Below are 9,907 nucleotides of genomic sequence, written 5' to 3'. Positions count from 1 at the left end.
GGGCGTTTTCGGCGGTGATGGCCCGTTCGGTGTTGAGGGTGCCGGGCATACCGGTGTCGGAGGCGAGGAACCCGCAGCCCTTTTTTCAAGTCCTCAAAGTCGATGGCGATGCTCAGGTGCGGACGCTGCCCACCGGCACGCGGAACCCTGTCATGATCCAGCGCCAGGTCCAGGATCGCGGTGAAGCCGTCGGCGTTGCGCTGCCCCACCGTGCGCGGATCCTTCTCCGTTGGTTTCGGGCCGGGGGCTGCCAGCGGCTCCATTAGCGCGGCGAATTTCGCCCCGGTTTCGCGGTCGAGGCGGGCTTTGATGACGGTCATCCCGTCCCGGGTTCAACAGCGGTGTCATACACACATTCTCCCGCATTCGAACCCCTGTTCGCACGTGCTTTATGGGCGCTTGATCAGTCGTGGAATCCCGAAAACCATGATTCAGCCCGACAACAAGACGTAGGACGTAGGATGTCCAAACGCTTTCGGGTCCGACCGGAGCCGACAAATGCCGCCGGGCGAATGGATCGGACGCCCAGTTCGACTGCCGGGGGCCCCCGGAAGCAGTACGCTCGTAGCCGCGCAATGTCGTTTCGCCCAACCATTCGGCGGGAGTTCGCGGAACCGGCAGCACGGGACCCCCGTCGGTGGCTCGGGACGCGGTGCCGGGAGCCGACATGAGCAGGTTGACGCAACCGACCAAACCCGAGAGCAAGCTGTTCCGGAGGATCCGCGACCAGGCGGACGAGGCGGACCAGCGATTCCGCCTGGCTCCGGGGTTGCGGCGGCAGATCAGCAAGGTCTTCCCGTCGAACTGGTCGTTCCTGCTCGGCGAGCTCGCGCTCTACAGCTTCGTCATCCTGGTGCTCACCGGCACTTACCTCGCCTGGTTCTTCGACCCGTCGATGACCGAGGTGACCTACAACGGCGTCTTCAACAACCTGCGTGGCGTGACGATGTCGCGGGCGTTCGAGAGCACGCTCGACATCTCCTTCGACGTCCGCGGCGGGCTGTTCGCGCGCCAGCTGCACCACTGGGCCGCGCTGATCTTCATGGCCTCGATCGTGGCGCACATGTTCCGGATCTTCTTCACCGGCGCGTTCCGCCGCCCGCGCGAGGTGAACTGGACCATCGGCATCGTGCTGTTCTTCCTGGGCATGTTCGAGGGCTTCATCGGCTACTCGCTGCCCGATGACCTGCTGTCAGGCACCGGGCTGCGGATCGCTTCCGGCATCGTGCTCTCGGTTCCTGTCATCGGCACCTGGCTGCAGTGGATACTCTTCGGCGGCGAATTCCCCGGAACCGAGATCATCCCGCGGTTCTACATTTTCCACGTGTTCCTGCTGCCCGGCCTCATCCTCGGCCTGGTGGCGGCGCACCTGGCGATCGTCTGGTACCAGAAGCACACGCAGTACCCCGGCACGAAGCGCACCGAGTCCAATGTGGAGGGCGTGCGGATCATGCCTGCGTTCGCGGTCAAGAGCACCGGGCTGTTCCTGATCGTCACCGGCGTCCTGGCGATCATGAGCGGCATCTTCCAGATCAACGCGATCTGGAACTTCGGCCCTTACGTGGCCTCGATGATCTCGGCGGCCTCCCAGCCCGACTGGTACATGATCTGGACGGACGGCATGGGGCGATTGTGGCCGCCGTGGGAGGTATACCTGGGCCCATACATGATTCCGGCGGTGTTCTTCCCCCTCGTCATCGGGCTGGGCCTGGTGTTCACCGTCGCGATCATCTACCCGTTGCTGGAGCGCAAGCTCAGCGGCGACACCGCGCACCACAACCTGCTGCAGCGACCGCGCGACGCGCCGGTGCGGACCGCGCTGGGCATGATGGCCATCACGTTTTTCCTGGTGGTGCTGCTGTCCGGGGCGAACGACATCATCGCCTTCCAGTTCGGGTTGTCGCTGAACATGACCACCTGGGCGGGCCGGATCGGCGTGCTGCTCGCGCCGCCGATCGCCTACTACGTGACCTACCGGATCTGCCTGGGCCTGCAACGCGCCGACCGCGAGGTACTGGAGCACGGTGTGGAGACCGGCATCATCAAGCGCCTACCGCACGGCGAGTTCATCGAGGTCCACCAGCCACTCGGCCCCGTCAACGAACACGGCCACCCAAAGCCGCCGCTGCCGTACCAGGGCACCCCGGTGCCGAAGAAGATGAACCAACTCGGTGCCGCAGGCCGTTCGGTGCCCGGTAGCCTGCTGATACCAGATCCGCGCGAAGAGACCGAGGCGCTCGACTCCGCCCGCCGCCGGGAGACCGAGCAGGAGCGCGGTGCCGGGGAGGTCGAGGTCCGTTCGGGCCGCCCGCAGCCGCCCGAACGGTGATCGGCGCCGTCCCGGCCGTTGCCGTAGGGTGCGCGCGTGTCCAATCGGGAACTGGTGGTGCTCGGTACGGCGAGCCAAGCTCCGACGCGGTCTCGCAATCACAACGGCTACCTGCTGCGCTGGGACGGAACCGGCTTCCTCTTCGATCCCGGCGAAGGCGCTCAGCGCCAGATGATCCACGCGGGGGTCAGCGCGCACGACATCGACCGGATCTGCATCAGCCACTTCCACGGCGACCACTGCCTGGGGGTGCCGGGAGTGGTCCAGCGGCTATCGCTGGACCGGCTGCCGCGGCCGGTGCACGCGCACTACCCGGCCAGCGGCGCCGGTTTCTTCCGCAACCTTCGTTACGCCTCAGCGTTCGACGAGGTCGTCGACCTGCAGGAGCGGCCGATCGAGCAGGAGGGCACGATCGCCACCGGCCCGTTCGGCAGGCTCGATGCGGTGCGGCTGGACCACCGCATCGAGACGTTCGGTTACCGGCTGGTGGAGCCGGACAGCCGGCGCATGGCACCCGAGCGGTTGGCCGAGTTGGGAGTGCGCGGGGCCGCCATCGGGAAGCTCCAGCGGGAGCGCACGCTCCGCTTGGACGGCGGCCGCCTGGTGGCGCTGGAGGAGGTCAGCGAGCCGCGCCCCGGGCAGCGGTTCGGGTTTGTGATGGACACCCGGCTGTGCGATGGCGTGTTCACCGTCGCCGACGGCGCCGATCTGCTGGTGATCGAGTCCACGTTCCTGGACGAGGATGCGCGGCTGGCCGACGAGTACCACCACCTCACCGCCGCCCAGGCGGCCCGGGTCGCTGCCGAGTGCGGTGTGCGCTGCCTGGTGCTGACGCACTTCTCGCAGCGTTACTCGGACCCGCAGCGCTTCCACGACGAGGCCGCGGCGGTCTTCAACGGCCTGGTGGTCGTGGCCGAAGACTTGCAGCGGGTCCCGGTGCCGCGGCGCCGTTGAGGCGTGTCGATATGCTGCTGGGCGGGCGGTCATCGCGTGAAAGGCAGGTTCCTTGGTTCGGCAACCGATCCCGGTGGTCATCGTCGCGGGGTTCCTCGGCGCCGGGAAGACCAGCCTGCTGAACCACCTGCTGCGCAACCCGCAGGGCACCAGGATCGGCGTCGTGGTCAACGACTTCGGGAAGATCAACATAGATGCGCTGAGCGTCGCGGGCCAGGTCGACTCCACCGTCTCGCTGGGCAACGGCTGCCTGTGCTGCGCCGTCGACGCCCGCGGGCTCGACGAACTGCTGGTCAAGCTCGCACGGCCCGGCAGTGACATCGACGTGATCGTGATCGAGTCTAGCGGGCTGGCCGACCCGCGTGGCATGGTCCGGCTGCTGCTGAACAGCACGAACCCCCGCCTCGACTACGGGGGGTTGGTCGAGGTGGTCGACGCCGCGGAGTTCGACACCACCCGGCGGCGGCACCCCGAGATCGACCAGCACCTGCGCTTCGCCGATCTGGTGCTGCTGAACAAGATCGATCGCGTCGACGAGTCCGACCAGCGGCGGCTGGCGGAACTGGTGGGCGGGCTCGCCGACGGGAAGCCGGTCCTGCCGACCGACCACGGCCGCGTCGACCCGACGTTGCTGTTCGACCGCGCAGCGGTCCGGGAACGGCACACCGCGCGCCAGCTGTCCTTCGACGAACTGCTGGCCGAGCCGGCCGATGACTGCCACGAGCACCCGCACGCCGCGTACGAGAGCGTGGAGTTCACGGCCGGCAGCCCGGTGGATCCGCGGGCGCTGATGCGGTTCCTGGACGACCGCCCGGCCGGGATCTACCGGATGAAGGGCCAGGTCCACTTCGGCGCGCCAGGGCGCGGGCTGAAGTTCACCCTGCACACCGTCGGCGACTTCCTGCGCTTCCACCGCACGCGCTGGCGCCGAAACGAGCCGCGGCGGACCAAACTCGTGGTGATCGGCTCAGGCCTCGACCAAGATCGGGTGCGCAGCGGGCTGACCGCTTGCCTGGGCGAACCGGACCGGTCCGACGAGCACAGCATGCTGGACGTGCTGAAGTACCTGCACTCCTGACCTTGCGGAAGCGGGCTCGCGCGGGCAACCTACGGACGATCAGGACGCGACACGGGCAGGGGCGGCCATGCGGGGCTATCCAGGGCAGGATCGAGCCCAGGCCGAGTTGTTCGCGAGCTTGGCCGGGGTGGACCACAGCCGCGCCAATCCTGCCCGCATGTACGACTACTACCTGGGCGGATCGCACATCTTCGCCGCGGACCGCGAGGCCGCCGACCGGGTGCTGGCGATGCTGCCGGAGACCCGCACGTTCGCCCAGGAGAACCGGGCGTTCCTGCAGCGCGCGGTGCGGAACCTCGTCGAAGAGGCGGGCATCAGCCAGTTCCTCGACCTCGGTTCCGGCATCCCGACCGTCGGCAACGTGCACGAGATCGCCCAGGGCCTGGATCCCGCGGCGCGGGTCGTCTACGTCGACCACGAGCCGGTGGCGGTCGCCCAGTCGCAGCGGATGCTCGCGGGCAACGACCTGGCCACCATAATCCGGGCGGACCTGCGGCACCCGGACCTCGTTCTGGGCCACCCAGACACCCGGCTGTTGCTTGACTTCCCCTGGCCGGTAGCGGTGCTGATGGTGTTCCCGTTCATACCGGATGCCGACGACCCGACCGGGATCATCGACAGCTACCGGCGGGTGTGCGCGCCTGGCAGCTACCTGGCGCTGTCGCACAGCCTGACGCCGGAGTACTGGCCGGGCGAGGTCGTGGAGGCCATCGAGCTATACCAGTCCAGCACGCACCCGTTGCACCTACGCAACCCGGAGCAGGTCGCGGGCCTGTTCGGCGGCTACGAGCTGGTCGAGCCGGGCCTGGTGTTCACCTCGGCCTGGCGGCCCGACCGGCCGGTCACCGACGAGCAGGCGCGGGAGAGCCGCGCGGTGGCCGGGGTAGGCGTGCTGCCCAGATAGCGTCCACTGGGGATCTGATGCCGGATCCCGGCGGCGGTCGTACCGTGGCGCAGACCGGTTCCGACTCGCCGACAGGAGCTACCGAATGTCCAGCGCCGAGGTGCTCGTCGATGCGTTCAGCCGAATCCGCGAAGTGGTGCACGAGACCATCTCTGGCCTGGCTCCCGACCAGCTGGCGTACCGGGTCGATCCGGAGGCGAACTCCATCGCCTGGCTGGTGTGGCACCTGACCCGGGTGCAGGACGACCACGTCTCGGACGTCGCCGAGGTGGCGCAGGTCTGGACCGCGCAGGACTGGCTGGGGCGCTTCGGGTTGCCGTTCGCGCACGAGGACATCGGTTACGGCCACGACCCCGACGAGGTCGGCGAGGTGCGCGTCGACTCCGGCGAGCTGCTGACCGGCTACCACGACGCCGTCCACGCGCAGACGGTGGCCTTCGTCTCGGAGTTGACCGACGACGACCTCGCCGAGGTCGCGGACGTCGGGTGGACTCCCCCGGTCACCGTCGGTGTGCGGCTGGTGAGCGTGATCGCCGACGACCTCCAGCACGCCGGCCAGGCCGCCTTCATCCGCGGCATCGTCCAACGCACCAGATAGCCGTTGGCACCGGGCCAGCGTGGTGGCGGACAATCGCGGCATGACCGAGCGCAAGCCACCCGGTGTCACGTTCGAATCATGGATCGACAAGCAGATCCGCACCGCCCAGGAACGCGGTGACTTCGACGACCTGCCCGGCGCGGGCAAGCCGCTGCCCGGCGCGGGCACACCGCTCGACGACCAGTGGTGGGTCAAGGAGTACATCCGCCGCGAGGGGCTGCCCGGCGATGCCCTGCTGCCCACCCCACTGCAGTTGCGCAAGGAGGTCGAGCGGCTGCCTGAAACCGTTCGCGACCTGACTACCGAGCAGGCCGTCCGCGACGTGGCAGCGGACCTGAGCCGCCGCATCGTCGAATACCTCCGCGCACCAGCCGGACCGCAGGTGGCCGTCGGACCGGTTAACGTCGACGACGTGGTGGCCCGGTGGCGCGCCGACCGGCCGGAGCCGCAGCGGCGCGCAGCATCCGCACCGAACGAGCCCGCACCGCGGAAAACCCCTTGGTGGCAACGCTTTCGCCGCTGATCCGGCCAGCCGTTTCCCACCTTTTGAACGGCTTTGACGGATGTTGTCGACGGTGCTTTGATCAATGCCATGACGCCGGGACCGCTGCTCGTGCAGCGCGCGCACATCGACCTGTTGTGGGTCGCTTCCGCGGCTTGTCCGCGCACTTGAGATCTCCTGCCCCGGCGTTGTCCCGCTGCTCGTCCGAGCCACCTGCCGCCGGGTTGTCCTCTCCTCGCCGGTGACCTGCCGCCCGAGGTGCTGTTGTTCGCATCGGTGTCGGTGGACCCCGGCATCGCGATGAGACGGAGACCTGTGCCATGACGCTGGAAGCTGCTTTCCGGGAGCCGGTGGGTCCGGAGTCCGAGGAGGCGCGTCCACTGGAAGGCGGCGCGGTGATCGAGGTGACCGCCCGGTTCGTCGTTGCGCAACGAGATCTCGCCACGCTGGAACGCGATTTCGCCCGGAAGCTGCGCTCCTTGGCGGACGTCCCCAGCCAGTCCACTGTGGAGATCCAGACCAGGCCGGAGGCGCCGCGGTTGCGGTCGCTGCCCGCTCCGACGGAGTCCGCCCTGCGCATCCTGGTCGCCCCGCGCCGGGTGGTGCGGGGCGACGGGACGAACATCGACTTCACGCGGCTGGAGTTCGACCTGCTGCTGTTCCTGTGCGAGAACCCAGGCCGGGTGCACCGGCGCGGATCGCTGCTCAACGCCGTCTGGCACCTGAACAGCACGCCGAGCACCCGCACGGTGGACGTGCACGTTCGTCGGATCCGCGGCAAGCTCGGGCCGGACCTGGACCTGATCACCACGGTTCGCGGAGTCGGCTACCGGATGGATCGCCCTGCGGACGTCCACATCGAACCCGACCCCTACGCGTCCTGAGCCCGCGACAGCTTCCGGCGACGTATCGGGCGTCGCGCCCGTGGGTAGCCGGAGGGGCATGCCGAAGCGCAAGCGCGAGGACTACGAGCGAGGGCTGCCGGGCTACCACGACCCGATGGCCGGCTTCGCCGGAGCGCCCTATGCGCGCAGCGCCTTGACCCTGCGGCTCTGGCTGGCAGGTTTCGGCCTGGTGTTCTGCACGGGTGCGGCCGTGCTGGTGTTCCTGTTCGTGCCGGAACTGGCCTGGCTGGGGTGGGCGCTGATCGTGCTGGCCGTGACCGCCCTCGTCGACTTCGGCTGGGTCGCCCACCGCAAGCGCCGCGGCGAACCCGGCTGATCCAGCTCGGCAAGAGTATTGACAAGCTTGTGCAAGCTTGGCTAACCATTTGCGCGCCCCGGTAGCCCGGCAGGGAATCTGCGATGGAGCGGAGAAGCGATGGAGCGGAGAAGCGATGGCGCCGAGCTTGACAAATGTCGCCAAGCGGGCCAACGTCGCGCCGTCTACCGCCTCCCGCGCGTTCAGCGCCCCCGTCGACTCGGCCCGGAAACCTTGCGCAAGGTCCTCGCCGCCGCGCAGGAGATCGGCTACGACCCCACCACTGGCAAGCAGGCCGAGCCGACGCCCGCGCGAGACACTGCCACGGTAGCGATCGTGCTGCCGGACATCGCGAACCCGGTGTTCGGCTCCTTCGTGAAGGCCGCGCAGGATGAGGTCCGCCGCGGCAATCAGACCCTGGTGCTGCTCGACACTGATTTCGACCCGGAGCGGGAAGCGAGGCGATCGCCCAATTGCGGACCAAGGCCGCCGCTATCGTGATGTGCTCGCCCCGGCCGGACGCCGAGGAGATCGTCGGGCTCTGCGACCGGATTCCGGTCCTGCTCGTCAACCGGGACGCCGAGCGCACCGACTGCCTCCACTCCGATGCTGCCGACGGACTTCGGCAGACGATCGACTACCTCGCCGCGCTCGGCCACGCCCGGATCGCCTACGTGCCGGGCTCGGAGCACTCCTGGTCCAACGCCCGCCGGGTCGCCCTGGCCGGCGCGCTGGCCGCCGAAGCCGGGCTCGACCTGGTGGTCCTCGGCTGGCAGGCCGAGACGGTGGCGGGCGGGACCGCCGCGGCGGCGAGCGTGGTGGCGTCCGGGGCGTCGGCGGTGATCACGCACAACGACCTCGTCGCCTTCGGCGTCGTCAAAGGCGCCCGCGCTCGACGCCTACACCGACACCGCACTGCCCCGGGTCTGGCGGGCGCAGCACTTCTCGTGGTGGATGACGTCGATGCTGCACCGCATGCCGGAGGCCAGCGGCTTCGACCTGAACCGGCAGATCGCTGAGCTTGACACAATCACCCGCTCCCGCGCGGGGCGCACGCTGCTCGCCGAGAACTACGTCGGCTCTCCGTTCGACTGACCCCCGGACGACGAACCGTCCCCGGGCCCAAAAACCCAAGGGGCAGTTGCGTTTCCGACGTCAGAACGGCTACTTCGACCAGGTGACCGCACTGTTGTTGGCCACCGGGCGGTTCCCGCTGCTCGCCGATATGCACAGCCGCGCCGTCGAAGACATCGACGGCGTTTTCGTACGCGCCCTGGCGCGCAATCTGGACGGCCTCCACGCCAGGCCGCAACGCGGCTCCGATTCGGGGCAGCGATGTCCCTGACCGCTCGCCCGACGAGGAGATCGATCCGAGCGCGGAGGAATCCGCAACGGAACCTCTACCCTGCCCGCATGGGTTCTTCCAGTGAGCGCGCTCAGCTACCCATCCCGGCCGATACCACTGACCTGCACTGCGGACCGCCGCTGCACGACGCTTGTGCCCTGCTGCGGGCATTGGTCGGCGTGTGGCGCGGGGGCGGTGAGGTCGACTACCCGAGCATCGAGGGCCCGTACCGGTTCGGGCAGCAGGTCACGATTTCGCACGACGGCCGGCCGTTCCTGCGCCACGAGGCGCGAGCCTGGCTGCTCGACGCCGAGGGCGACGTCCTGCGCCCGGCGGCGTGGGAAACCGGCTGGTGGCGTCCGCAGCCCGACGGGCGCCTGGAACTGCTGATCAGCCACTGCACCGGAATCCTGGAGCTGTTCTACGGCGCGGTGCACCCGCAGCGCTGGGATCTGGCCACCGACACCGTGGTCCGTGCCGCAACCGCGAAGGACGTCGAGGCCGCAGCGCGCAGCTACGCGCTCGACGACGACGGCATCCTCCACTACGCCGAGAGCCGCGCCATGGTCGGCCTGCCCTTGACTCCGCACGTCATCGCCCGGTTGCACCTCAGCTGACCTGATCGTCACGCCCGGGGCTCGCGGAATGCCGCGGCTCACGTTCCCCACCTGGCGGAAAGACGGCTCGAATAAACACAGCTATGCTGAATATATGAGTCGCGATGATCCCGCTGCCGAAGACACCGCCGGGATCGCTCAGGCAGCCACCGAGGTCAGGACGGGCGTGATGCGCCTGGCGCGTCGGCTGCGCGCCGAGCGCGATCCCGGCGAGCTGACCCTGGGGCGTCTGGCGGTGCTGGGCCGCTTGGAGCGCGACGGTCCGGCGACCGCCAGCGCACTAGCCCTTCATCAAGCGTGTCGGGTGGGTAGATCCGGCCTGAGGTAAGGCAAAGGCCTTATCCTGCTTGGGTTTGCGACTCCAACGCATCCCAAGAGGA

Annotated in this window: 14 protein-coding genes; 13 read left to right on the top strand and 1 reads right to left on the bottom strand. The window is 68.7% G+C overall.

What is annotated here, in order from left to right; all coding sequences use genetic code 11:
• On the bottom strand, positions 1-320 hold a 320-nt coding region (locus ACWDKQ_RS33590), incomplete at its 3' end, for a DUF222 domain-containing protein (RefSeq protein ID WP_450142791.1).
• A gap of 347 nt (positions 321-667) precedes the next feature.
• On the opposite strand from ACWDKQ_RS33590, the gene qcrB reads away from it, so the two are divergent.
• The 13 genes from qcrB (at position 668) to ACWDKQ_RS33525 (ending at position 9,855) form a co-directional block, all read left to right on the top strand.
• A complete protein-coding gene (gene qcrB / locus ACWDKQ_RS33585; protein WP_450142790.1) occupies positions 668-2,329 on the top strand; it encodes a cytochrome bc1 complex cytochrome b subunit in 1,662 nt (553 codons plus the stop codon).
• A gap of 36 nt (positions 2,330-2,365) precedes the next feature.
• Positions 2,366-3,283, top strand: a complete 918-nt coding sequence (locus tag ACWDKQ_RS33580) for a ribonuclease Z (RefSeq protein ID WP_450142789.1) — start codon at positions 2,366-2,368, stop codon at positions 3,281-3,283.
• 52 nt (positions 3,284-3,335) lie between these two features.
• A complete protein-coding gene (locus ACWDKQ_RS33575) occupies positions 3,336-4,361 on the top strand; it encodes a CobW family GTP-binding protein (protein WP_450142788.1) in 1,026 nt (341 codons plus the stop codon).
• A gap of 67 nt (positions 4,362-4,428) precedes the next feature.
• Positions 4,429-5,265 carry an SAM-dependent methyltransferase gene (locus ACWDKQ_RS33570; RefSeq protein ID WP_450142787.1) on the top strand — a complete coding sequence of 279 codons (837 nt, stop codon included), beginning with the start codon at positions 4,429-4,431 and terminating at the stop codon, positions 5,263-5,265.
• Positions 5,266-5,350: 85 nt separating this feature from the next.
• Complete coding sequence (locus tag ACWDKQ_RS33565) at positions 5,351-5,863, top strand: mycothiol transferase (RefSeq protein WP_450142786.1); 513 nt, start codon at positions 5,351-5,353, stop codon at positions 5,861-5,863.
• Between the two features lie 40 nt (positions 5,864-5,903).
• Entirely contained in the window at positions 5,904-6,386 is a 483-nt protein-coding gene (locus ACWDKQ_RS33560) for a DnaJ family domain-containing protein (RefSeq protein ID WP_450142785.1), read from the top strand.
• 299 nt (positions 6,387-6,685) lie between these two features.
• The gene (locus ACWDKQ_RS33555) at positions 6,686-7,249 is read left to right on the top strand and encodes a winged helix-turn-helix domain-containing protein (protein ID WP_450142784.1); all 564 of its coding nucleotides are present in this window, start codon (positions 6,686-6,688) and stop codon (positions 7,247-7,249) included.
• 58 nt (positions 7,250-7,307) lie between these two features.
• Entirely contained in the window at positions 7,308-7,586 is a 279-nt protein-coding gene (locus tag ACWDKQ_RS33550; RefSeq protein ID WP_168588655.1) for a DUF6343 family protein, read from the top strand.
• A gap of 213 nt (positions 7,587-7,799) precedes the next feature.
• Positions 7,800-8,066 (top strand): hypothetical protein, encoded by a 267-nt coding sequence (locus ACWDKQ_RS33545; RefSeq protein WP_450142783.1) that lies wholly within the window; start codon positions 7,800-7,802, stop codon positions 8,064-8,066.
• Complete coding sequence (locus tag ACWDKQ_RS33540) at positions 8,039-8,584, top strand: substrate-binding domain-containing protein (RefSeq protein ID WP_450142782.1); 546 nt, start codon at positions 8,039-8,041, stop codon at positions 8,582-8,584. The genes ACWDKQ_RS33545 and ACWDKQ_RS33540 overlap by 28 nt, the downstream gene beginning before the upstream one ends.
• Before the next feature lie 122 nt (positions 8,585-8,706).
• The gene (locus tag ACWDKQ_RS33535) at positions 8,707-8,910 is read left to right on the top strand and encodes a hypothetical protein (protein WP_450142781.1); all 204 of its coding nucleotides are present in this window, start codon (positions 8,707-8,709) and stop codon (positions 8,908-8,910) included.
• Positions 8,911-8,978: 68 nt separating this feature from the next.
• On the top strand, positions 8,979-9,527 hold the full coding sequence (locus ACWDKQ_RS33530; RefSeq protein ID WP_450142780.1) for an FABP family protein: 549 nt from the start codon (positions 8,979-8,981) through the stop codon (positions 9,525-9,527).
• A 94-nt stretch (positions 9,528-9,621) separates the two neighbouring features.
• Positions 9,622-9,855: a hypothetical protein gene (locus ACWDKQ_RS33525; protein ID WP_450142779.1), complete on the top strand. Its 234-nt coding sequence runs from the start codon at positions 9,622-9,624 to the stop codon at positions 9,853-9,855.
• Positions 9,856-9,907: the final 52 nt, after the last annotated feature.

The organism is Saccharopolyspora sp. NPDC000995 (assembly GCF_053599315.1).
Note: the sequence above shows the minus strand (reverse complement) of the source record. Positions and strands in the feature narration are given on the sequence as shown.